The 26,638-nt window shown below is 72.3% G+C and carries 22 protein-coding genes; 7 read left to right on the top strand and 15 right to left on the bottom strand.

Going from position 1 to position 26,638, the window contains the following annotated elements; all coding sequences use genetic code 11:
- Positions 1–40: 40 nt before the first annotated feature.
- The 3 genes from ACLIBK_RS03080 (at position 41) to ACLIBK_RS03070 (ending at position 3,632) form a co-directional block, all read left to right on the top strand.
- Positions 41–646 (top strand): nuclear transport factor 2 family protein, encoded by a 606-nt coding sequence (locus tag ACLIBK_RS03080; protein WP_415385751.1) that lies wholly within the window; start codon positions 41–43, stop codon positions 644–646.
- Positions 647–792: 146 nt separating this feature from the next.
- Complete coding sequence (gene ade, locus ACLIBK_RS03075; RefSeq protein ID WP_415385750.1) at positions 793–2,601, top strand: adenine deaminase; 1,809 nt, start codon at positions 793–795, stop codon at positions 2,599–2,601.
- 95 nt (positions 2,602–2,696) lie between these two features.
- Positions 2,697–3,632: an alpha/beta hydrolase gene (locus tag ACLIBK_RS03070; RefSeq protein WP_415385749.1), complete on the top strand. Its 936-nt coding sequence runs from the start codon at positions 2,697–2,699 to the stop codon at positions 3,630–3,632.
- A gap of 43 nt (positions 3,633–3,675) precedes the next feature.
- Here the strand turns inward: ACLIBK_RS03070 and ACLIBK_RS03065 are convergent, their stop codons facing one another.
- Both ACLIBK_RS03065 and bdcA read right to left on the bottom strand, forming a co-directional pair.
- Positions 3,676–5,007, bottom strand: a complete 1,332-nt coding sequence (locus ACLIBK_RS03065) for an LLM class flavin-dependent oxidoreductase (protein WP_415385748.1) — start codon at positions 5,005–5,007, stop codon at positions 3,676–3,678.
- Between the two features lie 174 nt (positions 5,008–5,181).
- Positions 5,182–5,895, bottom strand: coding sequence for an SDR family oxidoreductase (bdcA, locus tag ACLIBK_RS03060; protein ID WP_415385747.1), 714 nt, complete (start codon positions 5,893–5,895; stop codon positions 5,182–5,184).
- Between the two features lie 75 nt (positions 5,896–5,970).
- Here bdcA and ACLIBK_RS03055 point away from each other — a divergent pair, with 75 nt between their 5' ends.
- Entirely contained in the window at positions 5,971–6,561 is a 591-nt protein-coding gene (locus ACLIBK_RS03055; RefSeq protein WP_415385746.1) for a TetR/AcrR family transcriptional regulator, read from the top strand.
- A 43-nt stretch (positions 6,562–6,604) separates the two neighbouring features.
- Here the strand turns inward: ACLIBK_RS03055 and ACLIBK_RS03050 are convergent, their stop codons facing one another.
- A complete protein-coding gene (locus ACLIBK_RS03050; protein ID WP_415385745.1) occupies positions 6,605–7,996 on the bottom strand; it encodes an MFS transporter in 1,392 nt (463 codons plus the stop codon).
- A 151-nt stretch (positions 7,997–8,147) separates the two neighbouring features.
- Positions 8,148–8,642 (bottom strand): YbaK/EbsC family protein, encoded by a 495-nt coding sequence (locus ACLIBK_RS03045; RefSeq protein ID WP_415385744.1) that lies wholly within the window; start codon positions 8,640–8,642, stop codon positions 8,148–8,150.
- A gap of 146 nt (positions 8,643–8,788) precedes the next feature.
- On the opposite strand from ACLIBK_RS03045, the gene hemW reads away from it, so the two are divergent.
- A complete protein-coding gene (gene hemW, locus ACLIBK_RS03040) occupies positions 8,789–9,946 on the top strand; it encodes a radical SAM family heme chaperone HemW (protein ID WP_415385743.1) in 1,158 nt (385 codons plus the stop codon).
- A 73-nt stretch (positions 9,947–10,019) separates the two neighbouring features.
- Here the strand turns inward: hemW and ACLIBK_RS03035 are convergent, their stop codons facing one another.
- The 7 genes from ACLIBK_RS03035 to ACLIBK_RS03005 all read right to left on the bottom strand — a co-directional run bounded on the left by ACLIBK_RS03035 (position 10,020) and on the right by ACLIBK_RS03005 (position 19,562).
- Positions 10,020–10,649 carry a hypothetical protein gene (locus ACLIBK_RS03035; protein WP_415385742.1) on the bottom strand — a complete coding sequence of 210 codons (630 nt, stop codon included), beginning with the start codon at positions 10,647–10,649 and terminating at the stop codon, positions 10,020–10,022.
- Positions 10,646–13,789 (bottom strand): type VI secretion system Vgr family protein, encoded by a 3,144-nt coding sequence (locus ACLIBK_RS03030; RefSeq protein ID WP_415385741.1) that lies wholly within the window; start codon positions 13,787–13,789, stop codon positions 10,646–10,648. The genes ACLIBK_RS03035 and ACLIBK_RS03030 overlap by 4 nt, the downstream gene beginning before the upstream one ends.
- A gap of 139 nt (positions 13,790–13,928) precedes the next feature.
- Entirely contained in the window at positions 13,929–14,318 is a 390-nt protein-coding gene (locus ACLIBK_RS03025; protein ID WP_415385740.1) for a DUF4280 domain-containing protein, read from the bottom strand.
- Positions 14,319–14,557: 239 nt separating this feature from the next.
- Positions 14,558–15,499 carry an MYG1 family protein gene (locus ACLIBK_RS03020; RefSeq protein WP_415385739.1) on the bottom strand — a complete coding sequence of 314 codons (942 nt, stop codon included), beginning with the start codon at positions 15,497–15,499 and terminating at the stop codon, positions 14,558–14,560.
- Positions 15,500–15,619: 120 nt separating this feature from the next.
- Positions 15,620–16,846 (bottom strand): oxalate decarboxylase family bicupin, encoded by a 1,227-nt coding sequence (locus tag ACLIBK_RS03015; protein ID WP_415385738.1) that lies wholly within the window; start codon positions 16,844–16,846, stop codon positions 15,620–15,622.
- Between the two features lie 387 nt (positions 16,847–17,233).
- A complete protein-coding gene (locus ACLIBK_RS03010; protein ID WP_415385737.1) occupies positions 17,234–18,442 on the bottom strand; it encodes an LLM class flavin-dependent oxidoreductase in 1,209 nt (402 codons plus the stop codon).
- Between the two features lie 121 nt (positions 18,443–18,563).
- On the bottom strand, positions 18,564–19,562 hold the full coding sequence (locus ACLIBK_RS03005) for a Bug family tripartite tricarboxylate transporter substrate binding protein (RefSeq protein ID WP_415385736.1): 999 nt from the start codon (positions 19,560–19,562) through the stop codon (positions 18,564–18,566).
- A 498-nt stretch (positions 19,563–20,060) separates the two neighbouring features.
- Here ACLIBK_RS03005 and ACLIBK_RS03000 point away from each other — a divergent pair, with 498 nt between their 5' ends.
- Positions 20,061–21,014, top strand: coding sequence for an acetamidase/formamidase family protein (locus ACLIBK_RS03000; RefSeq protein WP_415385735.1), 954 nt, complete (start codon positions 20,061–20,063; stop codon positions 21,012–21,014).
- A 50-nt stretch (positions 21,015–21,064) separates the two neighbouring features.
- Positions 21,065–22,606, top strand: coding sequence for an ABC transporter substrate-binding protein (locus ACLIBK_RS02995; RefSeq protein ID WP_415385734.1), 1,542 nt, complete (start codon positions 21,065–21,067; stop codon positions 22,604–22,606).
- 198 nt (positions 22,607–22,804) lie between these two features.
- On the opposite strand, the gene ACLIBK_RS02990 is transcribed toward ACLIBK_RS02995, so the two are convergent.
- From ACLIBK_RS02990 to ACLIBK_RS02975, 4 genes are all read right to left on the bottom strand, one after another.
- Positions 22,805–23,809, bottom strand: a complete 1,005-nt coding sequence (locus tag ACLIBK_RS02990) for a Bug family tripartite tricarboxylate transporter substrate binding protein (RefSeq protein ID WP_415385733.1) — start codon at positions 23,807–23,809, stop codon at positions 22,805–22,807.
- Between the two features lie 110 nt (positions 23,810–23,919).
- Complete coding sequence (locus ACLIBK_RS02985; protein WP_415385732.1) at positions 23,920–24,792, bottom strand: alpha/beta hydrolase; 873 nt, start codon at positions 24,790–24,792, stop codon at positions 23,920–23,922.
- A 46-nt stretch (positions 24,793–24,838) separates the two neighbouring features.
- Complete coding sequence (locus ACLIBK_RS02980) at positions 24,839–25,411, bottom strand: alpha/beta fold hydrolase (protein ID WP_415385731.1); 573 nt, start codon at positions 25,409–25,411, stop codon at positions 24,839–24,841.
- Positions 25,411–26,547, bottom strand: coding sequence for an LLM class flavin-dependent oxidoreductase (locus ACLIBK_RS02975; RefSeq protein WP_415385730.1), 1,137 nt, complete (start codon positions 26,545–26,547; stop codon positions 25,411–25,413). The genes ACLIBK_RS02980 and ACLIBK_RS02975 overlap by 1 nt, the downstream gene beginning before the upstream one ends.
- Positions 26,548–26,638 lie beyond the last annotated feature (91 nt).

Raw genomic sequence — 26,638 nt, 5'->3', positions numbered from 1 at the left:
TTGCCGGCGGCCCGCGGCACCGAAGGGGAGGCGCAGCGCCATGGATGCCGACACGCTGGACCGCATCGCGATCCGCCAACTGATCGAGAACTGGGTCGTGTGGCGCGACGCCGGCGACTGGGAGCGCTTCCGCACCGTTTGGCACGCCGACGGCCGCATGGAGGCGACCTGGTGCCAGGCGGATGCCGCGGGCTTCATCCGCGCCAGCCAGGAGGGTTGGGCCAAGGGCGTGTCCATCCTGCACTTCCTGGGCGGGCACAGCGCCGACATTTCCGGCCTGCGGGCCATCAGCCAGACCAAGATGACCATCAGCCAGCGCGCCGCGGTGGATGGGGTGCCGGTGGACGTGGTCTGCACCGGCCGCTTCTACGACTTCCTGGAAAAGCGCGACGGCACGTGGGGCGTGGTGCTGCGTCAGCCGATCTACGAGAAGGACCGCATGGACCCGATCGACCCGGCGGCCCGGCTGGAGCTGGATCGCGGGCTGCTGGAGCGTTTCCCGGAAGGCTACCGGCACCTCGCCTACCTGCAGACCCGCATCGGCTACGAGGTGAAGACCACCATGCCCGGGCTGAAGGGGCCGGAGGTGGAGGCGCTGTACCGGTCCGGCGCCGCCTGGCTGAAGGGCGAGCCGCTGGACCGCTAGGGGTGCGGGCGATGCTGGCGAGACGCCCTTGCCGGCGCGTTCCGCCGCGGCGCCGTTTCCCCGGGCGCGGTGATCTGGCAGGCTCGGGCCAACAGCCGGGCCGTGCCCGCCAGTGGGTCGCGGCTCCGCGAAAGGAGCGCGCGCGCATGACGGCAAGCGGTGGCATCGCCAGCTGGGCGGACAGCGCGGCGCGGCTGGTGGCCGTGGCGGCGGGCCGGATGCCGGCCGATCTGGTGGTGCGCGGCGGCCGCTGGGTGAACGTGTATTCTGGCGAGATCATCCCCGGCACCGACGTGGCGGTCGCCGCGGGGCGCTTCGCCTTTGTCGGGCCTTCCGCCACGCACGCGATCGGGCCGGACACGCAGGTGATCGAGGCGGAAGGGCGCTTCCTGGTGCCCGGGCTGTGCGACGCGCACATGCATGTCGAGAGCGGCATGGTGACCGCCACCGAATTCGCCCGCGCCGTGATCCCGCACGGCACCACCACGATGTTCGTGGACCCGCACGAGATCGCCAACGTGCTGGGCCTGCCCGGCGTGCGGCTGCTGCACGACGAGGCGATGACGCTGCCGGTCAACATGTTCGTGCAGATGCCGGGCTGCGTGCCCTCCGCGCCGGGGCTGGAGCAGGCCGGCGCCGCGATCGGCCCGGCCGAGGTGGCGGAGGCGATGGGCTGGCCCAACATCATCGGGCTGGGCGAGATGATGAACTTCCCCGGCGTCGTAGCGGGCGACCCGGCCATGCTGGGCGAGATCGCGGCGACGCAGCGCGCGGGCAAGGTGGTGGGCGGGCACTACGCCTCACCCGATCTGGGGCTGCCCTTCCACGCCTACGCCGCGGGCGGCCCGGCCGACGACCACGAGGGTACGCGGCCCGAGGACGCGGTGGCGCGGGTGCGGCAGGGGATGCGGGCGATGCTGCGGCTGGGCTCCGCCTGGTACGACGTGGCGGCGCAGGTCCGCGCGGTGACGGAAGGCGGGCTGGACCCGCGCAACGTCGTGCTGTGCACCGACGACAGCCATTCCGGCACGCTGGTCGAGGACGGCCACATGGACCGCGTGGTGCGGCACGCGATCGCGCAGGGGCTGCGGCCGGTCACCGCGATCCAGATGGCGACGCTGAACACGGCGCAGCATTTCGGGTTGGAGCGGGAGCTGGGCTCCATCGCGCCGGGGCGGCGGGCGGACCTGTTCCTCAGCTCCGACCTCGCGAGGCTGCCGGTGGAGGTGGTGATCGGGCGCGGGGTGGTGCTGGCGCGCGACGGGGCGCTGGCGGTGGAGGTGCCGCCCTACGCCTATCCGGCCTCCGCGCGGGACACGGTGCGGCTCGGGCGCGCGGTGCGGGCCGTGGATTTCAGCGTGCCGGCGCCGGCGGGGGTGGAGAGCGTCGCGTGCAACGTGATCGGCGTGGTGGAGAACCAGGCGCCGACGCGCGCGCTGGTGCGCCGCCTGCCGTGCCGGAACGGGCGGGTGGAGGCCGACGCGGCGCAGGATGTGTGCCACGTCGCGGTGGTGGAACGGCACCGCGGCACGGGAACGGTGAGCAACGGCTTCGTGTCAGGCTTCGGCTACACCGGGTCCTGCGCGGTGGCGAGCACGGTGGCGCATGACAGCCACCACGTGCTGGTGGTGGGCACCTCGCGCGAGGCGATGGCGGCGGCGGTGAACCGGCTGGCCGAGGTCGGCGGCGGCATCTGCGTGATGCGCGACGGGCGCGAGCTGGCGCTGGTGGAGCTGCCGATCGCCGGGCTGATGTCGGATGAGCGGGCGGAGGTGGTGGCGCGCAAGGCCGGGCGGCTGGTGGCGGCGATGGCGGAATGCGGCTGCGGGCTGAACAACGCGGTGATGCAGCACTCGCTGCTGGCGCTGGTGGTGATCCCGGAACTGCGGATCTCCGATATCGGGCTGGTGGATGTGCGGCGCTTCCAGCCGGTGCCGGTAGTGCTGGGGGCGTAAGCCGGCGCGCGGCCCGGTGAGGCGGGCCGGACGGAGGTGGCGGTTGCCGGCCCCGCCCGGTGCGGTATGAGGGTGGCAACGCAGGAGGAAGCACCATGGCCCCGACCGACGATCCCGAGGCGCGGCGTCCCGGCACCGACCACTGGACAAACAAGAACGGCGTGCGGCTGTTCCTGTTCGAGAAGACGGCGAAGGGCGAGGGGCCGAAGCGCGGCACGATCCTGTTCGTGCACGGCTCCTCCATGGCATCGCAGCCGACCTTCGACCTGCACGTGCCGGGGCGGCCGTATTCCTCGGTGATGGACTGGTTCAACGACCAGGGCTTCGACACCTGGTGCGTCGACATGGAGGGGTACGGGCGGTCGGATAAGTCGCGCCCGATCAACTTCGACATCAGCAACGGCGCCGACGACCTGGAAGCGGCCTCGCGCTACATTGAGGAGCAGCGCGGCAGCGGGCCGCTGCTGGTCTACGGCATCTCCTCCGGGGCGCTGCGCGCCGCGATGTTCGCCGAGCGGCATCCGGAGCGGGTGAAGCGGCTGGCGCTGGACGCCTTCGTCTGGACCGGCGAGGGCAGCCCGACCCTGGCGGAGCGGAAGAAGAAGCTGCCGGACTACCTGGCGCGCAACAGCCGGCCGATCGACCGCGCCTTCGTGCACAGCATCTTCACCCGCGATCATCCCGGCACCGCCGAGGAGAAGGTGGTGGACGCCTTCGCCGACGCGATCCTGGCGCTGGACAGTTCCATGCCCACGGGGACCTACGTGGACATGTGCTCCAAGCTGCCGGTGGTGAACCCGCAAGGGCTGACGATGCCCACCATGATCATGCGCGGGGAATACGACGGCATCGCGAGCTTCGAGGACCTGGCGAAGTTCTTCCACCGCCTGCCCAACGCGCACAAGCAGTTCTGCGTCATGCCGGGGATCGCGCATGCCTCCTTCCAGCAGAAGAACTACCTGATGGTGTACCACCTGCTGCACGGCTTCTTCGCGCAGCCCGAGCCGGTGTATCGCGGCCCCGCGGACTGACGGGACCGCCCGGCGCCCGCGGGGGCCGGGCGGCGTTGCGCGGTCAGCCCGGGAAGAAGCGGTTGGGCGGGCGCGGCAGGCCGAGATTCTCGCGCAGGGTGGCGCCCTCGTATTCGCGGCGGAACAGGCCGCGGCGCTGCAGTTCGGGGATCACCTGGTCCACGAAGTCGTCGAGCCCGCCGGGCAGGTGGGAGAACATGATGTTGAAGCCGTCGCTGCCCTCGGCTTCCAGCCATTCCTCCATCTCGTCGGCGATGGTGCTGGGCGTGCCCACCATCGCCAGGCCAGAATAGCCGCCCAGGCGCTGCGCCAGCTGCCGCACCGTCAGTTCTTCGCGTTCCGCCATCTCCACCACGCGGGCGCGGCTGCTCTGGCTGGCGTTGCTTTCCGGGATGGGCGGCAGCGGGCGGTCGGGGTCGAAGCCGGAAGCGTCGTGGCCCAGCGCGACCGAGAGCGAGGCGATGGCGCTGTCGTAGTGCACCAGGCTGTCCAGCGTGGCGCGCTTCGCCCGGGCTTCGGCTACCGTGTCGCCCACCATCACGAAGGCGGCGGGCAGGATCTTCAGGTGCTCGGGCGAGCGGCCGAGGGCGGGGAGGCGGCCCTTGACGTCGGCGAAGAAGCGCTGCCCGGCGGCGAGGTTGCTCTGCGCGGTGAAGATGACCTCCGCGGTTTCCGCCGCCAGCTGCTTGCCGGCCTCCGAGGAGCCGGCCTGCACGATCACCGGCCAGCCCTGCACGGGGCGAGCGACGTGCAGCGGGCCGCGCACGGAGAAGTAGGGGCCCTTGTGGTTGAGTACGTGCAGCTTGTCGGGGTCGAAGAACTGGCCGCTGTTCACGTCGCGAGTGAAGGCGTCGTCAGCCCAGCTGTCCCACAGGCCCGTGACCACGTCGAAGAACTCCCGCGCGCGGCGGTAGCGCTCGTCGTGCTCCAGGTGCTCTTCCAGCCCGAAGTTCAGCGCGGCGTCGGGGTTGGAGGTGGTGACGATGTTCCACCCCGCGCGGCCGTCGCTGAGGTGGTCCAGCGAGGCGAAGCGGCGCGCGACGTGGAAGGGCGCGTCGAAGGTGGTGGAGCCGGTGGCGATCAGCCCGAGATGCTCCGTGACCGCGGCGAGCGCCGGCAGCAGGATCATCGGGTCGAAGGAGGTGACGGTGTGGGAACGCTTCAGCGCCTCCACCGGCATGTTCAGCACGGCCAGGTGGTCGGCCATGAAGAAGGCGTCGAAGCGGCCGCGCTCCAGCGTTTGGGCGAAGCGCTTGAGGTGGCGGAAGTTGAAGTTGGCGTCCGGCCAAGCACCGGGAAAGCGCCAGGCGCCGGTGTGGATGCTGGTGGGGCGCATAAAGGCGCCCAGGCGCAGCTGCCGTCGTGAACCCGCCATGGGCGGTGTCTCCTCGCGGTGTGCCCGGCTTGCCCGGGCGCGTCGCCGAAACAGGTAGGGCGGGGTGGGCGCGGGCGCAGGGGCGGAGTTGCGCGTCGGCCACAACCCGGCCCCGGCGCGGGGCGCCAGGCTGGGCGGGGCTGTCGCGTCCCGCCCGATCCCCGCCGCGCCGCGTCAGGCGTTGAAGCCGCCGTCGATCGTGTGCATGCCCCCGGTCGCGAAGCCCGCCTCCGGCCCCGCCAGCCAGGCCACCAGCCCGGCGATCTCCTCCGGCCGCCCGTGCCGCTGGAGCACCATCTTCCCGTAGAGGAGGTCCTTCAGCGGCCCGTCCGCCGGATTCATGTCCGTGTCCACCGGCCCGGGCTGCACCGCGTTCACCGTGATGCCGCGCGGCCCGAAATCCCGCGCCAGCCCGCGCACCATGCCCTGCACCGCCGACTTGGTCAGCGAGTAGGCCGCGATACCGGGAAAGCCCACGTGGTCGCCGACATTGGAGCCGATCACCACGATCCGCCCGCCTTCCGGCATTCGGCGGGCCGCTTCCACCGCCGCGTGGTAGGGCGCCTGGACGTTGATGCGGATCATCCGGTCCACCGCGTCGGCATCCATCTCCAGCGGGTCGCCCACCATTGCCACGCCGGCATTCACCACCAGCACGTCCAGCGGCCCGCTGTTTCGCACCCGCGCGATCACCGCGTCCCGGTCCGCGCTGTCCGTCAGCACCGCGGTCGTGCCGGTTTCGCCCGCCAGTTGTTCCGCCGCGTCCTTGGAGCCGGCATAGGTGAAGGTCACCGTGGCCCCATCCGCCGCGAAGCGCCGCACGATGGCCGCCCCGATGCCCCGGCTGCCGCCGAGCACGAGAACGGACTTACCTTGAAGACTGGCCATGAAGCTCTCCTTGCGGTTTAACTTAGTCGCCGCTACATAAATTCTCCTGTTGCCCCGTCAAGGCTTTTTGTAGGAATGACTACAAATACTCCACGCCCGCGCGGCCGCCCCCGCCGCTTCGACCCGGACCAGGCAGTGGCCACCGCCCAGCGCCTGTTCCAGGCCCGCGGCTACGACGCGGTCAGCGTGGCCGACCTCACGGAGGCGCTCGGCATCAATCCGCCCAGCTTCTATGCCGCCTTCGGCAGCAAGGCCGGCCTTTATGCCCGCATCCTCGGCCGCTACACCGCCGGGGAGGGCGTTCCCCTGGCCGAGATCCTCCGTCCCGGCCGGCCAGTGGCCGAGGCCCTCGCCGAGGTCCTGGAGGAGGCCGCCCGCCGCTTCGGCGCCGACCCTTCCGGTGCCGGATGCCTGGCCATCGAGGGAACCCGCTGCAACGACCCCGAAGCGCGGCAGGCCGCCCGCGCCCTGACCGCCGGGGCCGAGGACGCCCTTCGCGGCTTCGTCGCTGCCACCTATCCGGAGGCGGCTGGACGGCTCGCGGACTACGTCGTCACCATCATGGCCGGGCTTTCCGCCATGGCGCGTGAGGGGCACGGCCCGGACCGGCTCCTCGCCACCGCACGCCTCGCGGGCCTGGGCCTCGCGCAGGTTCTGCCCGGCTGAGGGCTGCGCCGGCGGCGCGCCGCGTCCCGCCGCTCCGCGGGTTCTAGCCCGCCCCGTTCCGCCCGCCCGGCAGCAGGCGCAGGCTGCTGATCCCGGCGGCCACCAGCGCCACCGCCGCGCCGACCCAGAGGGCGATCACCGGCCCCTCCTGCGGCGCGCGGGCCAGGATCAGCGCCACCAGCGCGGTGCCGAGCGTCTGGCCCAGGGTACGGGCGGTGGAGAGCATGCCGCCGGCGCCGCCGCTGCGCTCGCGCGGGGCGGCGCTGATCAGGGTGCGGTTGTTGGGCGACTGGAACAGGCCGAAGCCCGCGCCGCAGACCGCCATCGGCCAGGCGATGGCGACGACGCTGGGCTGGGCCGGCAGCAGCGCCAGGGCGGAAAGGCCCGCGGCCAGCACCAGGAGGCCCAGCCCGCCCAGCAGCCCCGCGGAATGCCGGTCGGCCAGGCGGCCGGCGATGGGGGCCACCACGGCGGTGGCCAGCGGCCAGGGCGTCATGATCAGGCCGGTATCCACCGCGTCGAAGCCGAAGCCGGACTGCAGGTGAAACGGCAGGGAGGAATAGGCCAGCATCATCGCCAGGAAGGAGCACACGGAGGTGCCCACCGAGAGCGCGAAGATGGGGATGCGCAGGAGGTCCAGCGGCAGCAGCGGCGCCCGCATGCCGAGCTGGCGGCGCACCAGCACCGTGCCGATCAGCACGGTGGCGAGGAACTGCGCGGCCAGCCAGCCCCAGCTCGCGCCGTGGCCCAGCGCGTCGATGCCCGTGACCAGCAGCCCGAAGAACAGGGCGCAGAGCACGGCGCTGATCACGTCGAAGGGGCGGCGGGCGCGGTGGCTTTCGGGCAGGGAGCGCCAGCCCAGGGCCAGCGCCGCGAGGCCCAGAGGCACGTTCACCGCGAAGAGCCAGGGCCAGGAGGCGACGGCCAGGATGCCGCCCGCCACCGTGGGACCCAGGGCGGACGAGGTGGCGACGATCACCGCGTTGATGCCGATGCCCCGCCCCAGCAGGGCCCGAGGATAGATGTAGCGGATCAGCGCCGTGTTGATGGCCATCAGCCCCGCCGCGCCCAGCGCCTGCACCACGCGCCCGGCCACCAGCGTCGGCAGCGAGTTCGACAGGGTGCAGGCGACGGAGCCCAGCAGGAACACCACCAGCCCGCCGAGATAGATGCGGCGATAGCCCACGATCTCGCCCAGCGCCGCCATGGGCAGCAGCAGCACCGCGATGGTCAGCTGGTAGGAATTGGCGACCCAGATGGATTCCGCGGGGCTGACGCCTAGGTCGCGCGCCAGGGTGGGCAGGGCGACGTTGGCGATGGCGCCGTCCATGACTGCCATCACGATGGCGAAGGCCACCGCTACGGTGGCCCAGTTGCGGCGCGGTTGCGGCAGCCCGTCGGGAATGGCGGGATCGGTCTCGGGGGTCGGTGGCATGGGGTGGCGCCTAGGCTGGCGGCGAATGCGGTTCGCGTCCAGCGCGCGGGTGCGTGAGGCGCGGCGCGGGGGTGAGCGGCTTGCCGGGGGCGGGGGCGGGGGCCGGGGCGCCGCCGGCATCGACGGTGCGGGGGCTGGCCGGCCGCGGCGCTCAGCCCGCCGCGTCGTCCCGCACGGTGGCGCGGGTGCCGCCGGTGAGGCGCAGCAGCTCGGCCGGGGTGGTGGAGAAGACGTGCGCGGGGCTGCCCGCCGCGGCCCAGACCACCGGCAGGGCGAAGAGGTCCTCGTCCAGCAGCACCACCGGCGGTGTCCGGTGCGCCAGGGGCGACACGCCGCCGATGGCGAAGCCCGTGGTGTCGCGCACCCAGCCGGCCTCGGCACGCTTCACGGCGAGACCGGTGGCGGCCGCCACTTTTCCGAGGTCCACCCGGTTGCTGCCGGAGGCGATCACCAGCACCGGGCGCTCGCCGGCGCGGAACACGATGGATTTGGCGATGGCCGCGACGTCGCAGCCTACCGCCGCCGCAGCCTCGGCCGCGCTGCGGGTGCCGGCGGGAAAGGCCGCCACGGTGTCGGGGTGGCCGGCCCGAGCCAGGGCCGCGCGGACGCGGGACACGGAATCCCCCGCGACGGATGCCTCGTTCATCGCCATATCTCCCCCGACCCTTCGCCGCGCAGCGCCGGTGCCACCGTTTCCGCCCGCCTCGGCCGCGGGGCGGCGGGTGCCCGCGCGGCGGCAACACCCGCCTCGCCCGGCCCTGGTGCCGGGCGCAACCGGAAAACAGCGCCCCAGTGACCCCGGAACCGCTCGCCCTCTACATCCACTGGCCGTTCTGCGCCGCCAAGTGCCCGTATTGCGACTTCAACAGCCATGTGCGGGAGCGGGTGGACGCCGCCCGCTTCGGCGCCGCCCTGCGGCGGGAGCTGGCGGGGGAAGCGGCGCGGCTGGGGCGGCGGCGGCTGGTGTCGGTGTTCTTCGGCGGCGGCACGCCCTCGCTGATGCCGCCGGAGGTGGTGGCGGGGCTGCTGGCCGATGCCCGGACGCTGTTCGACGCGCCGGAGGGGCTGGAGATCACGCTGGAGGCCAACCCGACCTCGGTGGAAGCGGCCAAGCTGCGGGCCTTCCGGGAGGCGGGGGTGAACCGGCTGAGCCTGGGGGTGCAGTCGCTGGACGAGGCGGCGCTGCGCTTCCTGGGCCGGCGGCATTCCGCGGCGGAAGCGATCGCGGCGCTGGAACATGCCCGCGCCACCTTTCCGCGGCTGAGCTTCGACCTGATCTACGCCCGCCCCGGCCAGGCGGAGGCCGCCTGGCGGGCGGAGCTGCGGCAGGCCCTGGCGCTGGCCGCCGACCACCTGTCGCTCTACCAGCTGACGGTGGAGCCGGGCACGCGCTTCGCCACCGAACACGCCCGCGGCGCCTTCGCGATGCCGGAGGATGAGGAGGCCGCGGCGCTGTACGCTGCCACGGCGGAGGAGGCGGCACGCTTCGGGCTGCGGTCCTACGAGGTGTCCAACTACGCCGTGCCGGGCGCGGAAAGCGCGCACAACCTGACCTATTGGCGCTACGGCGATTACATCGGGATCGGGCCGGGGGCGCATCAGCGGCTGTCGCTGGGCGGCGAACTGCTGGCGGCCCGCCGGCACCGCGGGCCGGAAGCCTGGCTGGAACTGGTGGAAACCCAGGGGCACGGGCGGGTGGAGGAGCTGCCGCTGAGCGCCGAGGAGCGCGGCCGCGAGGCGCTGCTGATGGGGCTGCGGCTGAGCGAGGGCGTGGACCCCGCCCGGATCAGCGCCCGCTCCGGCCGGCCCTTCGCGGATACGGTGGAGCCGGCGGTGCTGCAGGCCTGCCTGGACGAGGACTACCTGCTCTGGAGCCCCGAGGGGCGGCTGGTGGCCACGGACGAGGGCCGGCTGCGGCTGGACGCCCTGCTGCCCGCCCTGCTGCGCTGATCCGGCGTACTGCCCCGACAGGTCCCGCTCGGCCCCGGCCGGATCTTTCCGGCAACCCGCTCCGGCTGCGCCCTCAGACCACGCGATGGCTGGTGAGGATGCGCGGGAAGCTGTCCAGGCGGCGCAGGATTTCCAGCCCGTTGGTGGGAAAGCGGCGGGTGGCCAGCGGCACCTTGCCGTGGCCGGCGGGCGGGGACACCAGGTGGAAGTCCGGGGCCGACGACAGGGGTGCGGCGTGCAGGCCGGGCAGGTCCTCCGGCCACCAGCCGATCGCCAGCACCACGGCCGCCACGGCGGCGGGGGCGTATTGCCGCAAGGTCAGGTCGGGCAGGTAGGGGTTGCCTTCGGCGAAGGGCAGGGGCAGGCGCAGCTCGCGCTCCATGCCCTCGCCGGGGGAAAGCAGGATGCAGAGCGGCGGTGCCACGGCGATCACGGCGCGGTCGGTGGGCAGCGGCGGCAGCACCTTGCCCACCAGGGCGGAGCCGTCCTCGGCAAAGAGCACGGTGGCGACCTGGTCGTTGGGCGGGCCGGGCTGCTTCTGGCCGGGGCGGGCGCGCGGCGTCATGGCGTCCATCACCAGGGCGCCGGCGACCCCGCGGTTTTCCACGCGATAGGTGAAAACGAGGTGCCCGGCGGCTTTGCCGGGGCGGCAGTCCAGCACCAGCTGCGCGCCGGGCTGGAAGCGCGCGGCGGTGCCGCTCACGGGCGGCCACCGGGCTTGGGCGGCGGGGGCGGCGGCAGCGGGGACGGCCCGGGCGGTGCCACCGGCGGGGCGGGCGAGGGCTGGATCGGCGGCGGCGGCGGGGGCGGCAGCGGCGAGGGGGAGGGAGGGTATTCGGGCTCTCCGCCCGGCCCGCCCTCGGGTGCATCGCCGCCGCCGCTGCCTTCCGGCAGGGGCGGGTTGCCGGCGTTGTCGTCGGCCTTGCGCAACCCTTCGCCCAGCACCTGCGGCCCGGTGAGCTGGCCGGGCTCGCCGCCCTGCCAGTCGGCGGGGTCGTACTCGATGGAGGAGGGCGAGCCCTCGCCGGTGCCGAGTTCCGGCGTGCCGTCGGGGTTCTTCTCGCCGGTGGGCTGGCCCTTGGGGGTGGCGTCGGCCTTGTTCTCAGGCGTCACCGTGGCGACGGGGGCGTCGCTGTAGGGGGCCTGCTGGATCACCACGGGCTTGTCGCCCTTGTTCAGGCGCTCCACCCGGTTCTTGGTGTCCGGGTCCTTCATGGCATCGGTCAGGTCGTTGATCGCGCCGTTGGTGAAGTCGTCGTTGCCGGGCTGCACGATCACCGAGCCGTCGACGCCGTCGAGGTGCAGGTTGCCGTCGTCGTCGGCCACGAAGACCAGCCCTTCCTTGGGCTTGATCGTGTGCTTCCGGCGGCCGCCACCGCCGCCCTTGGGCTGCTTGGCCAGCCAGTCCGGCGGATCGCCCGGGTCGGCCTTGGCGGCGTCGAAGGGTTCCTCCACGTCGATCTCGCCGAAGTTGTTGGGCGAGCCGCCGCTGTTGATCTTCACCATCGGCCCGTCGATCCAGACCCCGGCCGGGGTCAGCACCACGGAACTGCCGCCGACCTTGAGGGTGATCTTCTTGCTGCCCTCCAGGATCAGTTCCTCGGCGTTGAGGCCGATGTTGCTGCCGGCGGAAAGGCCGATGGCGTTCTCCGCCACGGTGATCTGGTAGTCGCCCACCAGCACGGTGTGCTTGCCCTCGTTCATCTCGAAGCGGTCGGTCTTGACCTTGAGGTCCCATTCCCCGCCGGCGGTGGTGAAGATGGAGCCACCCGGGGGCGGCTTGCCTTCCTCCGAGGTGCCGCCGACCAGGACGTGGAGGTTGCCGCGCGTGGTGTCGTGGCGGGTGCCGATCGTGGTGAAGTCGGTGCGGCGTTCGGAGCGGAGCAGGAACTGCTCGGCGCCCAGCTTGTCGTCCAGGCGGATGGCGTGGAAGCCGGCCTTGCTCTTCTCGGGCACCGGGGTGGAGCGGGTGCGGATGCCGCTGCGCGGGGCTTCGGTGGTTTGCGTGCCCTTGAGGTCGGCCACCCGGCCGAGCGACTTGCCCGCGGCGCCGGCGGGCGGATAGGGCAGGCCGGTGGCGCCGGTGGCGGCGTTGTAGGTGCGGCCCACCACCAGCGGGCGCTCCGGGTCGCCGTCCACGAAGGCGACGATCACCTCCTGCCCGATGCGCGGGATGAACTGGCTGCCCAGCCGGTCGCCGGCCCAGCCTTCGGACACGCGCACCCAGCAGGTGTTACCGGCATGCTCCAGCGAGTCGTCGCGGTCCGGGTTGGTGCCGGGGTCCCAGGGGAAGCGGATGCGGATGCGGCCCAGCGCGTCGGTCCAGTGGTCGCCCTTGGCGGTGGACACGCCGTCGGGCCCCACCACCAGGGCGAGGTGCGGGCCGTAGGCCATGGGCCGCGAGGCCGCGGGCGTAGGCCACAGGTTGGCTTGGTAGGGGGCGTGCATCGGGATGGCGTCGAAGGCCACGGAAAAATCCGCGTGGCGGGCGAGCTTGTTCTGGATGGCGTCGATCGCCGACAGCCCGGCGCTGATGGCCGGCACGATGGCGGCCACGGCGTTGAGCGGCCGGCCAATGGCGTCCTGGATGTATTTGGGCAGGGTGGAGGGGTTCTTGGCCCCGGGCTCGTTCACCAGCCAGGACATGATGGACTTGCCGCGGTTCAGCTGGTCCTTGACCGCGTCCAGCGCCATCTGCGCGGCCGCGCCCGACACATCCTCCTCGTCCTTGCCGCCCAGGCCGGCGAGGCTGAGCACGGCGTCCCAGATCTTGCCCACGGTGGAGCGGCCCTCGTCGAAGTCGAAGGCGTGGATGGCGACGGCGCGCAGCAGGTAGGGCTTGTGCTCCTCGCCGCTGTGCAGCTTGTCCTCTGCGATGGTGAAGGACAGGCCGGCGCGGAAGCTGGCATCCTTGGTCAGGCCGGTGACGGTGACGATGCCGACCTCGTTCTGCCGCATCCGGGCGCGGGCGAAGTCGCGGGCGGGGAACTCCTCCCCCACCGGGGCGGGAAAGCCCTCGGCCTCGTGCGCGGGGAACTCGCCCATCATGTCGTAGGGCGGCAGCATCTCGTCCTCCGAGCGGAAGGGGCTGCGCGGGTCCATCTCGTTGAAGTTGCCGACCTGCACGCCGCGCGGGGCGGCGTGGAAGAACCTGCGCCAGTTGGTCACGGTGCGGTCGGCGGGCTTGCCGTGGTCCAGCGCCAGGGGGGCGGCGGTGGTGGCGGAGCGGGCGCTGTTGCGGTGCAGGCCCATCACCTCGCCGTCGCGCTCGCGCTCGTGGTCGAAGGTGTAGGACACGCCGAAGCGGTCCAGCAGGCGGTGGACGAAGTTCAGCGTGCTCTCGCCGAACTGCACGCAGAAGGGGATGCGCTCCGGCAGTTCGGTGCGGATGATGTCGGTCAGCACCCGGATCTGCTCGTAGGGCCGCAGCACGGTTTCCACGATCTCGGCGAGGGTGCGCTCCTCGAAGACGCGGTAGCGGACCTCGTGCCGGGTCAAGGCGAAGGCGGGCACCAGGCGGGCGAGGTAGGTGGTGTGGCCCTTCTGGGTGCCGACCTCGCTGAAGGTTTCGAAGATGCCGTGGCGGTAGCGGTACTCGTGCTCCTCGCCCGTCGGGTTGATGCGGCGCTTGAAGCCCAGGCGCCCGCGCGAGCCGATCAGCTTCTTGGGATCGATGCGGGTGCTGCCGCCCACCAAGGTAAGGTCGAAGCCGTAGGGCATGGAGATGCCCTCCGTGCCGCTGACCTGCAGCACCACCAGCGGGTCGTTGAGGTCCTCCCCTTCCGGGTTGGGATAGGCCGCCGCGTCCAGGGTGACGCGGCGGTCGCGCTGCTTCAGCGCCATGGTCGGGTGCGCCCGGGTCGGGCGTGTGCCGCAGGGGCATGTCCCGGGCGGGGGCTGTCCGGCCAGGCGTGGTTGCGCCGCCGGTGGAGGCGTCCGGGGCCGGTGCGTTCCGGCCGGCGCGCGTCGCGGCGGCGCGGGGTCACGGCACTTCCTCCGTGTGTTCGCCGGCATCGGCCACGGTGATCACGCCGCCCCAGGTGCAGAGGCACTTGGCGGTGTCGTTCAGGATCTGCGGCGCCACCAGCGTCACGTTGACCGAGCCGATGAACCAAGGGGTGGGCGTGACGGGGATGCAGGGCTGCGGCGTCAGCACCCCCAGGGCAGCGGCGGTGGCGGCCGCGACCTGCGGGTTGGCGGGGCAGGAACAGGCGCCGAAGGGCTGGATGTTCACCATCGGCTTGTGGTCGAGGATGTTGGCCGCCGGGGCGTTCTCGATCCACATGCGGTTGACGGGCAGCACGGTCAGCCGCGACGGGGCGGCCCCGAAGGAACATTTCAGCGTCGCGCCGTCCACGACGTGCAGGACCATCCTGCGGTTCCCGCCCTGCGCTGCTACCGGGGCGGCGGCGCGGGGATGGCCGGGGGGCCTGGCATCGGGCGGGCCGGGCTGCGCATCGCGGGTTCTCCGGTCGGGTGGTGCGAGGCGCCGTGCCCCGGCGGCGGGGCGGGCGTCCACATTCCTTTAGCGGAACAATCGTGCGGTGCAACAGTTTACCGCGGGGCCGGGATGGGCGGCCGGCTGGCCACCCCGGCCGCGAGGCGCTGGGTTCAGTTCGCGGCCGCGATAGTCCGCTGCGCCATGGCGACCGCCCCGGCGCGCGAGCGGGCCGCGCCCACGAAGCGGCGCAGGTGTACGAACACCGCGTCCGGCACGCCCGAGGCCTGCGCCAGCGCCGCATCCTGCAGCCCGGCCCAGCTTTCCGGCAGGGGCAGGCGCTGCCCGAAGGAGCCGGGCTCGGGCGGCATGGCGTCCACCATCCAGTTGCCGTTGGACACCGGGTACACCGCGAAGAGCACGGGCAGGTCGTGGGAAAAGACGGCACCCTTCCAGGGCATGTTGCGGTCCAGCTCCAGGATGCGCGGATCGGCGGAAGCGGCCTGGGCCGCCACCACCAGCGCATCGGCCGCGAAGCGGGCGCGCAGCGATTCCACCCGGCGGCGCAGCACGCCGTCCAGCATGTCGGCCGCCACCAGGAAGGCGGCGTCCTCCGCCTCCTGGCCGGTGCCGCGCGGGCTGTCCCAGGCGGGATTGCAGTCGGCCACCAGCGCCGCGAGGTCCAGCGGGTCGCGGGTGCTGGCGACGCCGTTGTCCGTTTCGTCGATGCGGCGCACCAGGGCGCGGTCCAGCTCGGCCGTGATGGCGGGGGCCAGGTGGTCCGCGCCGGCCGGGCGCAGCAGGGCGCGCATGGCGGCTTCGCCGTAGCGCTGCCAGACCAGGCCGGCGGAGCTGAAGGGCGTGCCGTCGGGGCGCTGCGGGGCGCCGCGCTGGTGGTGGTCGAAGCGGTTGGCGGCCTCGTCGAACACCAGCCCGACATCCCACACGATGTCGCCCGTGGCGATCAGGGCGGCGTCGCGGGTGCGCAGCAGCCGGTGGTCGGTACCGGGGGTGCCCAGCCCCAGCGCATGCCGCAGCACCACGTAGGCGAAGGATTCGTCGCAGTGGAAGGAGCCGCTGTGCGTCACCAGCAGCGGTCGTGTCGGGTCGGGCATAGCCGTGTTCTAGTCGGCGGGCCGCGCGGGGGACAAGGGGAAGCGGCCGGGCTGGCCGCGCCCCCCCGGGGCGCGGCAGTTCGCGCCCCGAGGGCGTCAGGAACTGCCGCGCCGCGGGTCTCAGCGCTTGATCACCGGCGACTTCGGCTTCGGCAGGCGCTGCAGCGCGCCCTCTGGTAGGTTCAGGTGCGCCTGCACCAGCGTCGGCGGGGTGGTGGCGATCCATTGCGCCAGGGAGATGTCGGCGTAGCGGTCGCTCTTGAAGATTTCCAGGAAGCGCAGCGTGTCGGTGCCGGTGTTCTCGATGTAGTGGCCCATGGCGAAGGGCACGTAGCCGACATCGCCGGCGCGGAAGTCGAAGGTGCGCGCGTGCTCTTCCGGGCCCACCACGCCCATGCGGCCCTGGCCGGTGATGTAATACTGCCATTCGTCGCCGTTGGGGTGCCAGTGCAGTTCGCGGATCGCGCCGGGCTCCAACTCCACCAGGGCCGCGGCGATGGTCTTCGACGCCGGGAAGTTCGAGGAGTCGGTGATCCGCACGCTGCCGCCGCTGCCGCGCACGTCCGGCGCCTGCGCCAGCATGCGGTGGCTCAGGCCCGTGGCCATGCGGGCCACGCCCTGCGGCAGTTCCTGCTGCATCGGGAGCGGCGGCGGCGCCGGGAAGATATACAGGTGTTCCTTGGGCAACTGATCGAAGGCGCTTTCCGGCAAGCCGAAATTCTTGGCCAGCACGGATTTCGGCACGTGCTTCACCCAGTCGGTCAGCATGAAGGTGCTGTCTTCGGAGAAGCCGCCATTGTCGAACACCAGCAGGAATTCGCAGCCGTCGTCGCCGGTGCCCTGGATGGAATGCGGGATGCCGGAGGGGAAGTACCAGAGGTCGCCTTCCGCCACGTCGTCGATGAAGAAGCTGCCGTCGCTGCCCACCGCGGTGATGCGGGCGTTGCCCTTCAGCATGCAGGCCCACTCGGCTTCCTTGTGCCAGTGCATCTCGCGCACGCCGCCGGCCATGAGGCGCATGTTCACCCCGGCCATGGATTGCGAGATCGGCAGTTCGCGCGTGGTGATCTCCCGCGTCCAGCCGCCGGCCTCGATGCGGCGATGCGCGTCCGCGTAGCTGAAGCGCAGGTTGGGCAGCGTGCCGTGGTCGGTGGAGGGCGGGTTCAGCATGTCGGGGTTCTGGGCTTCCCGCTCCGGGTTGCGGGCGCCGGGGATGGTGGTGCGGGTGTTGGCGGGGGCGGCGGGGCTGTCTGGCGCGGGGGCTGCGGTCTGCGCCAGGCCGGTGGCCGAGGCGGCCAGGGTGCCGGCGGTGGCGGCGAGTGCGGTACGTCGGGAACAGGGAGACATTGGGGGGTTCCACCTTTGACGGCCTGGGCGCCACGGGGACGCCTCGGGCGTGACGTTGCCTTGCGGGGGACCCGTGGCGGCTCGTGAGCCGTCCTGGCGCGGAAGCCTTCCGGTCGCTGCCTCCCATGCGTTTTCTCAGGGTGAACGCGGTAGACCCTGCCGCCCTGAACGGAAATCCTCGAAATTGTTCATGTTTGGCCGGCCGCCCAGGGGCGGGTCGCTGCGGCCGGTGCCGGTCGCGCGAGCTCCATCCGGTTTCTGGGCAGGACGGCCCGGCCCGGCGGCCCGCCCGGGCGCTGCGGTGCCCTGGGATATGCTTGTTCGGTGGTGGTCGTTGGGCAGAAGGCATACTCCCGGGGGAGCCCCCCGGGGGCACGCCCGGGCCGGTCAGGCCGGCACGGTTTCCAGGGCGCGCGAGGGCTGGACCTCGTGCGCCTGCAGGGCCGGCAGCACCTCCTTCGCGAAACGGCGGATCTGGTTCATGAACATGGCGTGCGGCATCACGCCGCGGTTCAGGCTGACCAGCAGCGTGTTGGCGCCGAGGTGGTCCGCGCGCTCGATCAGCTTGGTCGTCACCTCGTCGGCGTTGCCCCAGGGCATGCGCTGCGCCTGCTGTTCCACCATCTCCGGCGTCAGGTCGCGAAAATCGGCGCGCGAGCGGGCGGCTGCCTGCATGTTCTCCGGCCGCACGTAGTCGTTGGAGTTCTGGCTGACATAGCCGCCGGCGCGCTGGCGGTCGGTGTCGGTGAAGGAGCCGTGCGAGAACAGCGTGCGGTTGAAGTACAGGTAGTGCGGCCCGGTTTCGCGCACCGCCTGTTCCTTGCTGTCGGCAAGGTAGACGTTGCTGGCGACGGACAGGTGGTCGGGCGTCAGCCGGTGGCCCGCGGCGGCGAGGCACTGCGCGTAGTAGCGCACCGCGTCTTCCTGCAAGCCGAGCGGCGTGGCGGCGACACCGGGGGTGATGGGGATGTTGTGCCGGCCGGCGAATTCCAGCGATTCCTTGGAGCCGGTCACGGGCATCCAGATCGGCGGGCGCGGCTGCTGAAACGGGCGCGGCCAGATCGAGACGTCCTTGTACTGCCAGAACTTGCCTTGGTAGGAGAAGATCTCCTCGCCCCAGGCGCGCAGCAGGATCTCGAAGGCTTCCTCGAAACGCGGGCGGCTATCGGGCATGGGCACGTTGTGCACCTGGTATTCGCGCGGGATGCCGCGCGCGAAGCCGGAGATGATGCGGCCGCGCGACATGCAGTCCAGCATCGCCAGCTCCTCCGCCAGGCGAAGCGGCTCGTGCAACGGCAGCAGGTTGCCGTAGATCAGCAGCTTGATGCGCTTGGTGCGCTGGATGGCGGCGGCGGCCAGCAGGTTGGGCGAGTTCATCAGCCCGTAGGGCGAGCAGTGGTGCTCGTTGAAGGCGACGCCGTCGAAGCCGAGACGGTCGAGTTCCTCCCAGGCTTCCAGGTGTTCCTCGTAGGTGGTGGCGGCGACCGCGGGGTCGAAGTGCTTGCCCGACAGCGGATAGGGCAGCTCCTTGCCGCCCTCCTTCAGGTGGTCCAGCTCGGCGGCATAGGGCACCAGGTCGAAGATGATCACTTTCATGGCGTTGGCTTTCCCCGTCCGTTGCTCCGGCTGCCGCGGCACCCGGTTCTGCCCGCCCTGAATGAGGGCTGTGCCTCCTATTGGTAGCGCCGCGCGGCGTTCCGGCGCAATCGCCGCGGCGTCAGTGGATGCGGATGCCGGTTTCGTCCACGATCGCCTTCCAGCGCGCCTGCTGGTCGCGCAGGAAGGCGGCGAATTCCGCGGGCGTGTTGCCCACCGTTTCGGAGCCGTTGCCGCGCAGCACCGCCGCGACCTCCGGCCGGCGCAGGGCGGCCGCCGCGGCGCGGCTCCAGAAGTTCAGCACCGGCTCGGGCGTGCCGGCGGGGGCGAAGATGCCCTGCCAGATGATCGGCTCCAGCCCGGTGATGCCCTGCTCGGCAAAGGTCGGGACCTCCGGCAGCAGGAAGCTCCGGCCGGTGCCGCTGACGGCCAGCGGGCGCAGCAGCTTGTCGCGCAGCATCTCGCGCGCCGAGCCGAGGTCGGACACGCCGCAGCAGATATGGCCGGCCAGCATGTCGCGGATCAGCGGCGGGCTGCTCTGGAAGGGCACGGGCTGCCACTGCACGCCGGCGCGGCGCGCCAGCATCTCGCCCTGCAGGTGCGAGGAGGAGCCGTAGCCGAAATTGCCCATGTCGAAGCGGCCGGGCGCGGCACGGACGAGGTCGAGGAATTCCCGCAGGGTGGTCGCGGGGGTGTTGTTGTTCACCAGCAGCACGGCGGTGGAGCGGTTGATCTGCGACACCGGCGCGAGGTCGCGGAACACGTCGTAGGGCAGGGTGCGGTCGATCAGCGGGCCCAGCAGCACGCCGGACACGGCGGCCAGCAGGGTGAGGCCGTCCGGCCTGCTGTGCGCCGCGGCCAGGATGCCCACGGCACCGCCGCCGCCGGACTGGTTCTCCACCACGATCGTCGCGCGGGTGATTTCCGCCATGCCCTGGGCCACGGCGCGGGCGGCGGTGTCGGCGCCGCTGCCGGGGGCGCCGTTGGCGATCAGCCGCACCGGGCGGTCCGGCGTCCACGCGCTGCCCGCCGCGGGGGTTTGCGCGAGGGCCGGTGCCGCACCCGCCGCCAGGGCAAGAAGGGTGGCCAGGAGCATCCGGCGACGGGGCTGGCGGGTCATCGGGCGGGCTGTCCGGTCGCGGCCTGCCGCCCGGCACGCTCATCCGGGGGCGCGGGCCGGCGGGCGGCTCGGAGCAGGTCTGGGGGGCCTGAATGGGCGGGGAGAGTTGCGCCGCGGTGGCGGCTGCGGCCGGGCGAGGGTGCCGCCACGCCCGTGCGAGCGGGGAACATGGTTTCCTCCGTTTGCTGCCCACCTGCCGGGGCCTGGGCCGAAGCCTAGGAGTGAGGCCGGCCTTCCGACAAGCGCGGGGCGCCGGCGTGCAGGTCTGCGGCCCGCAGTCGCCGGGGCTTTCCCCTAACTTCGCGTGAGAACCCGGGTCTGCCGTGCCAGCGGCACGGGGCTTGCTGCACCTCGTGGCGGTGGCGCCGTGGCTGCCGTCCTCCTGTCGGGCACAGGGGTGGCGATCCGGCGCAGCCTGCCGCCGCCGCGCGGCAAGAACGCCGCATGGGATGCCCGGAATGGCGCGTCCCTGAGCAGAGTTGAGGAAGACGCCGCCGCATGGCCCTGCACCGCATCGACGCCACGCCCGAAACCGTCCGCATCGGCACTTTCGACGCCGAATACCCCGCCGTGGCCACCGTGAATTCCGGCGACACCGTGTTGCTGGAGTGCGTGTCCGGCCGCGCCGCCGTGCTGCCGCCGCCGGGCAGCGGCATGACCGTGCCGGAGGCGCTGCGCCGCGTGCTGGACGCCGACCTGCCGGGGGTGGGGCATATCCTGACCGGCCCTGTGGCGGTGGCCGGCGCCGCGCCGGGCGACATGCTGGAAGTCCGCATCGAGGCGGTCGAGCCCGGTGCCGACTGGGGCTACAACGGCTTCCGGCCGCTGGCCGGCACGCTGCCGCACGACTTCGAGGAAGCGGCGATGATCCGCATCGCCGTGGACCGCGAGCGGGGCGTGGCGACCCTGCCCTGGGGCACGGAGCTGCCGATGTCGCCCTTCTTCGGGGTGATGGGCGTGGCGCCGCCGCCGAGCTGGGGCCGCATCTCCACCAAGGAGCCGCGGGCGCATGGCGGCAACCTCGACAACAAGGAGCTGACCGCCGGTTCCACCCTGTTCCTGCCGGTGCATGTGGAGGGCGCGATGTTCTCCGCCGGTGACGGGCACGGCATGCAGGGCGATGGCGAGGTCTGCGTCACCGCGCTGGAGATGTGCCTGAACGGCACCTTCACCCTGGTGCTGCACAAGGGCGGTGGGGCGCGCGACCCGGTGCTGCGCATGCCGCGGGCGGAAACGCCGACGCACTTCATCTCCATGGGCCTGGACGAGGATCTCGACCAGGCGATGCGCCAAGCGGTGCGGGAGATGATCGGCTTCATCTGCGCGCGCACCAACCTGTCGCGCGCGGAAGCCTACCAGTTCTGCTCCCTGGCCGTGGACTTCCACGTCACCCAGACGGTGAACGGCGAGAAGGGCGTGCACGGCCTGCTGCGCAAGGGGCTGCTGTTCTGAGCGCCCGGCGTCCCTCCGCCTTCCCTGACCTCTGCGAAAGGATCACCGCCTTGCCGCACCGTACCACCCTGCCGGCCCGGCCCGCGCGCCGCCGGCCCTTTGCCGCGCTGGCGCTGCTAGCCGGCCTGTTCGCCGCCGGCAGCGCCGGTGCGCAGACGCTGCGGATCGGCATGCGCGACGATCCGGATGTGCTCGATCCCACCCTGTCGCGCACCTATGTCGGCACGGTCGTGATGACGGCGCTGTGCGACAAGCTGTTCGATTTCGACGCGCAGCTGAACATCGTCCCCGTGCTGGCCACCGGCTACGAGTGGGAGGACGGCACGCACCTGCTGATCCGCCTGCGTTCCGGCGTGCAGTTCCACAATGGCGAGCCCTTCGACGCCGCGGCGGTGAAGTACACGCTGGAGCGGCACCAGAACCTGCAGGGCTCCTATCGCCGGTCCGAGATCGGCGCGATGGAGCGGGTGGAGGTGGTGGACCCGCTGGCCGTGCGCGTGGTGCTGAAGCAGCCCTTCTCGCCCTTCGTGGCGGTGCTGACGGACCGCGCCGGCATGATGGTGGCGCCGCGCGCGGCCGAGGCGGCGGGCAAGGATTTCGGCCTGCGCCCGGTTTGCACCGGTCCCTTCCGCTTCACCGAGCGCGTGGCGCAGGACCACGTCACGCTGGAACGTTTCGCCGACTACTGGGACAAGGGGCGCATCCACTACGACCGCGTGCTGTACAGCATCATTCCCAATAGCACGGTGCGGCTGGCCAACCTGCAATCCGGCACGCTGGACATGACGGAGATCGCGCCGCTGGATGCGGAGGCGGTGCAGCGTGACAACCGGCTGGCGCTGGTGGCGACGCCGAGCCTCGGCTACGGCTCGCTGGCGATCAACGTGGGCAACAATCCGCGGGCGGACACGCCGCTGGGCCGCGACCCGCGCGTGCGCCGGGCGCTGGAGCTGAGCATCGACCGGCAGGCGCTGAGCCAGGTGGTCTTCGCCGGGCTCTACGAGCCGACCTCCCAGGCCATCCCCGCCGACAGCCCTTTCCGCGCGCCGGGCGCCGCGGTGCCGGCCCGCGACGTGGCGCGCGCCCGGGCGCTGCTGCGCGAGGCCGGGGTCACGCCGCCGTTGCGGGTGCCGCTGACCGTGTACAACACGCCGCAGGGCGTGCAGGCCGGCGAGGTGATGCAGGCCATGGCGGCGGAGGCCGGCTTCGCGCTGGAGGTGCAGGCGGCGGAGTTCGGCACGGCGCTGGCCGCCGTGACGCGCGGCGACTTCGCGGTGACGCTGAACGGCTGGTCCGGGCTGCTGGACCCCGACAGCAACATCTGGACGATCCTGCACACCGGCGGCGCGCTGAACGTGGCGCAGTATTCCAACGCCGCGGTGGACGACCTGCTGGACCGCGCCCGCCTCACGCCCGACGTGGCGGCACGGCGGGCGCTCTACGCGCAGATGTGGCAGCAGGTGAACGCGGATGCGCCGCTGATCTACCTTTGGACGCCGCGCAACATCGTGGGAACCACGCGCAAGGTGGCGGGCTTCACCCTGCGCGCGGACGGGCTGCTGCGGTTGCAGGACGTGCGGCCGGCGCCTTGAGGTGCGCCCGCGGCCCCGGGCCTTCGTTGTGGTCCGGGGGAGAAGAGGAAGCCGGGGGGAAGTAGCCCCCCGGACCCCCCTCTATTTTCGGGAGTTTGCGTGTGCCCAGGAGGCACCCGCAGACTCCCGAAAGAAGGAGGGGGCTCGGGGGAGTTCACTCCCCCGACCTTGCCTGCCATCCGCCGACGGAGGGCGGCATCATTTGATGCGGACGCCGGTCTCCTCGATGATCCGGCGCCAGATCGGCGCGTCATGCGCGATCATCGCGGTGAACTCCGCCGGCGAGCTGCCGACGGATTCGTAGTCCAGCTCTCGGATCACGCGCGACGCTTCGGGACGGGTGATCGCCTCGGCCATGGCGCGGCCCACCGCGGTCACGATCTCGTCCGGCGTGCCGGAGGGCAGGAACATGCCCTGCCAGATCTGCGGCTCGAAATTGGCGATGTTCAGTTCGGTGAAGGTGGGAATCTCGGGCAGATTGGGCGCGCGGCGCGGGCCGGTGACGGCCAGGGGGCGGAGCTGGCCGTTGCGGATGAACTCGCGCGCCGAGCCGGCGTCGATGAAGGCGCAGCACAGCCGGCCGCTGGTGAGGTCCAGGATCAGCTGCGTGGTGCCGCTATAGGGCACGGGGTCCATGGCCAGGCCGGCGCTGCGCGCCAGCAGCAGTCCTTGCAGGTGCGAGGAGGAACCGTAGCCGTAATTGCCGAAGTTCTGCGGCTCGCCGCTCGCCTTGGCCTGCGCCAGGTATTCGGCCAGCGTGCGGGCGGGCAGCGAGGCGCGCACCACGAACACCGCCATCGCCGCGGTGACCTGCGACACGGGGATGAGGTCGCGGCCGATCTCGTAGGGCAGTGAGCGGTCCAGCATCGGGCCGATCAGCGAGCCGGACACGGCCGACAGGATGGTGGTGCCGTCCCGCCGCGACTGCATGACGCGAGAGGCCGCGACCACGCCGCCGCCGCCGGGGGCGTTCTCCATCACCACGGGCTGGCCCAGCACGCCGGCCAGGGACTCCGCCATGGCGCGGGCCACCGCGTCGGCGGCGGAGCCGGGGGCGCTGCCCAGCAGGATGCGCACGGTGCCGCCGCCGGGGCGCAGGCCGGATTGCTGCGCCCGCGCGCCAGGGGGCGTGCCCAGGGCGAGCAGGGGCAGCGCCAGCAGGGCGGCCAGGGTGACCCGGATGACGCCTCGCCTCGATCGCATCGCTTCCTCCATGGTGGTGCCGTCCTTGGTGGACGGTGCGGGTTCTCGTTGGGACGTGCCGCGCGGAGCGCCGGGGTGGTCAAGGGGCGGCTGCGGCCTCCCGCGCCGTGTCAGCCGAAGCGGCCGAGGAAGCCGCGGATGGTGGCGCCCACATCGTCCTGCGGCGTGCCCAGGCTCATCACCGTGGACACGTGGTTGTGCCCGGCGAACCAGGCGAAGCGCGGGCTGCGGCCGTCGCGCAGGGTGAACGCTGCGGCGAGCTCGAAGCTCGGCGCGGCCAGCGGGGCAGGGTCGAACTCCGCAACGCTGAGCAGCAGCGGGACGGTGCTGTTGGAGGCATGGGTGAGGGGGGAGCGGGCGAGGTAGGTGCTCTCGTCGGTGCCGTAATAGGCCTTGGCACCGGGGGAGGAGCTGGCGCCGACGCGGTAGGGGCCGCTCATCAGCACGGCGGCGGTGACGCCGGCGCCGCCGGGCGGGTGGAAGCGGCTGTCGAACAGGAAGCCGGCGCAGTGGGCGGCGCCGGCGGATTGCCCGAACAGGAAGGTGCGGTTTGCGCTGGCGCCCTGCGCGGCGGCGTTGCCCTGGAGCCAGGCGAGGGCGGCGGCCACGTCCTCCGAACCGGCGGGCCAGCCATGCGCCGGGGCGAGGCGGTAGTTCATCGCCGCGGTCAGGAAGCCATGCGCGGCGAAATAGCGGCCGAGATTGCCGTAGAAGGTGCCGTCGGCGTCCTTGTCACCGCCCACGAAGCCGCCGCCGGGCACGAAGAGCAGCGAGGCGCCGTTGGGTGAGGCCGGGAGGTAGAGGTCCAGCTTCTGCCGGGTGTCCTCGCCGTAGGGGATGTCCGCCTGCACCCGGATCTCCGGCGCGGGCGGCGGCAGCAGCGGCGCGTAAAGGGCGCGCGTCGCTTCCAGGATAGCGGGGTCGAAGCGGTGCCCCAGCGCGGGCACCGCCGCGAGGGGAAAGCCGGGTTGCTGCTCGGACATGCTCACGCTCCGCGTCCTGTTCGGGCCGGTTGGTTGGCCGTGCCCGTCACGGGTGCAGCCGCGCGGGCTGGCCGCTGACGATGAACTGGTCGCGGCGGCGCAGGAAATCGCCCGCCACGCTGGCCACGGCTTCCGGCCGCTCGGCCGCCATGGCGGCGGTGGCGTCGAACACCAGCACGACGTGGCAGACCGGCACAGCCTGGCGCCAAGCGCGCAGCGGCGGGCCGTTCTCCTCGCGCGTGCCGAAGAGGCACAGCACGGGGGCCGCGAGGGTGTTGAGCTGTTCGCCCAGGCCGGTGTCGCCGGGCAGGCCGGGCGAGAGCAGCACGAGGCTCTCCACCGCCTCGCCGAGTTGCAGGGCCAGGCGCAGGGCAGTCACGGCCTCGCGTCCGGCGGCGACGATGCCCAGGCGCTCGGCGCCCGCTTCGGCCAGGGCCGCGGCGATGTCGGCAGGGGCGGGTTCGGCGGCGTCGGTTTGCAGCACGCGGAAGCGGGGTTCCAGCGCGGCGGCCAAGGGGGCGACCGACGCGGGAGCGCCGAGCAGCAGCACCGGCGGGCCCTCGCCCGTGCCGCGCAGCTGGACCGCGCCTTCGGCCGTGGCGGCGGCTTGCAGCGGCATCACAGCGCGCGGATCCGCGGCAGGACGCGCTCGCCCAGCAACTCGATGGCGCGGTGCGTCTTCTCGCCCATCTGGTGGGCGATGGTCATGTCCAGCAGGCCCGGGCCGAGCTGGCGGTGGATGGCCTCGATCTGGCGGACCACGGTGTCGGGACTGCCCAGCAGCAACTGGCCCAGGTCGATCTTCTCCTGCAAGGAATGCGGCATCAGGCGCTCGCGCTGCGCGGCCATGTCGCTGCCGTAGTAGCCGGTGCCGGCCACGGCGCTTTCCAGCGAGCGGTTGGCGGTGCTCAGGCGCATGCCCGGGGCGGCCTTGGAGGCGGCGGTGAAGTCCTCCAGCGCCTGGTCGTCCGTGTCGGCGACGTGCACGCCGATGCGGTAGATCACGTCCTCCGGCTCCGGCTCCCAGCCGTGGCGGCGGGCGTGCTCGCGGTAGTGGTTCGCGGCCTTGGTGGCCAGCGGCACGTTGGTGACGGCGAAGCCGAGGCCGACGCGGTTGCGGGCGGCGAACTCGCCGGATTCCGGGGAAGAGCCGGACATGTAGATGCGCGGGTGCGGCTGCTGCACCGGGCGGGGCCAGAGCGAGATGGAGCGGTACTCGTAGTAGCGGCCCTGCCAGCCGAAGGGCTCGGTCTGCGTCCAGGCGGTGCGGATCAGCTGCAGCGCTTCCTCGAACCGCGCGCGGGACTCGGCGGGGTTGATGTTGTAGGTGACGTACTCGTTCGGGGTGCCGCGCAAGAGGCCGGCCACCACGCGGCCGCCCGACATGGTGTCCAGCATGGCGAATTCCTCCGCCACGCGGACGGGGTTGAGGATCGGAACGGTGGCGCCGAGCAGCGCGATCTTGGCGCGCTTGACCACCTGGGTCAGGGCGCCGGCCATCACCATCGGGTTGGGGGTCAGGGAGAAGGGGGCGAAGTGGTGCTCGGCCACCGTGACCCAGTCGAAGCCCAGCTCATCGGCCATGCGGAACTGGTCGAGGCTGCTCTGCATGGAGCTTTCCGCCGCGTCCGACGAGTAGACGGTGCCCGGCACCGGCCAGGACTGGCCTTCCGAGGGGCCGTGGTACTTCACCGTGGAAAAGAGTGCCGCCTTCATGCCGTGCCGCTCCCTGGGCGAGGCCTGCCGATCGGCCATCGCGTTCCGTGGCTGAAACCCCTTCGGCCGACCTGTTCGGCGGTGCCGGCGGGGCTGCCCGGTTGCGGCACAAGATGCACCAGGCGGGCCG

It is taken from the genome of Roseomonas sp. BN140053 (assembly GCF_047690175.1).
Taxonomy (GTDB): domain Bacteria; phylum Pseudomonadota; class Alphaproteobacteria; order Acetobacterales; family Acetobacteraceae; genus Roseomonas.
This window is presented reverse-complemented; position numbering and strand designations above follow the sequence as displayed.

Coding starts and splice junctions, on each gene's coding strand:
- ACLIBK_RS03020 (WP_415385739.1), bottom strand. CDS start 15,499: ATGCCCGACCCGACACGACCGCTGCTGGTGACGCACAGCGGCTCCTTC.
- bdcA (WP_415385747.1), bottom strand. CDS start 5,895: ATGGCCAGTCTTCAAGGTAAGTCCGTTCTCGTGCTCGGCGGCAGCCGG.
- ACLIBK_RS03055 (WP_415385746.1), top strand. CDS start 5,971: ATGACTACAAATACTCCACGCCCGCGCGGCCGCCCCCGCCGCTTCGAC.
- ACLIBK_RS03005 (WP_415385736.1), bottom strand. CDS start 19,562: ATGACCCGCCAGCCCCGTCGCCGGATGCTCCTGGCCACCCTTCTTGCC.
- ACLIBK_RS03025 (WP_415385740.1), bottom strand. CDS start 14,318: ATGGTCCTGCACGTCGTGGACGGCGCGACGCTGAAATGTTCCTTCGGG.
- ACLIBK_RS03000 (WP_415385735.1), top strand. CDS start 20,061: ATGGCCCTGCACCGCATCGACGCCACGCCCGAAACCGTCCGCATCGGC.
- ACLIBK_RS02990 (WP_415385733.1), bottom strand. CDS start 23,809: ATGCGATCGAGGCGAGGCGTCATCCGGGTCACCCTGGCCGCCCTGCTG.
- ACLIBK_RS02975 (WP_415385730.1), bottom strand. CDS start 26,547: ATGGCCGATCGGCAGGCCTCGCCCAGGGAGCGGCACGGCATGAAGGCG.
- ACLIBK_RS03015 (WP_415385738.1), bottom strand. CDS start 16,846: ATGTCTCCCTGTTCCCGACGTACCGCACTCGCCGCCACCGCCGGCACC.
- ACLIBK_RS03045 (WP_415385744.1), bottom strand. CDS start 8,642: ATGAACGAGGCATCCGTCGCGGGGGATTCCGTGTCCCGCGTCCGCGCG.
- ACLIBK_RS03010 (WP_415385737.1), bottom strand. CDS start 18,442: ATGAAAGTGATCATCTTCGACCTGGTGCCCTATGCCGCCGAGCTGGAC.
- ACLIBK_RS02980 (WP_415385731.1), bottom strand. CDS start 25,411: ATGCCGCTGCAAGCCGCCGCCACGGCCGAAGGCGCGGTCCAGCTGCGC.
- ACLIBK_RS03050 (WP_415385745.1), bottom strand. CDS start 7,996: ATGCCACCGACCCCCGAGACCGATCCCGCCATTCCCGACGGGCTGCCG.
- ade (WP_415385750.1), top strand. CDS start 793: ATGACGGCAAGCGGTGGCATCGCCAGCTGGGCGGACAGCGCGGCGCGG.
- ACLIBK_RS03030 (WP_415385741.1), bottom strand. CDS start 13,789: ATGGCGCTGAAGCAGCGCGACCGCCGCGTCACCCTGGACGCGGCGGCC.
- ACLIBK_RS03070 (WP_415385749.1), top strand. CDS start 2,697: ATGGCCCCGACCGACGATCCCGAGGCGCGGCGTCCCGGCACCGACCAC.
- ACLIBK_RS03080 (WP_415385751.1), top strand. CDS start 41: ATGGATGCCGACACGCTGGACCGCATCGCGATCCGCCAACTGATCGAG.
- ACLIBK_RS03065 (WP_415385748.1), bottom strand. CDS start 5,007: ATGGCGGGTTCACGACGGCAGCTGCGCCTGGGCGCCTTTATGCGCCCC.
- ACLIBK_RS02985 (WP_415385732.1), bottom strand. CDS start 24,792: ATGTCCGAGCAGCAACCCGGCTTTCCCCTCGCGGCGGTGCCCGCGCTG.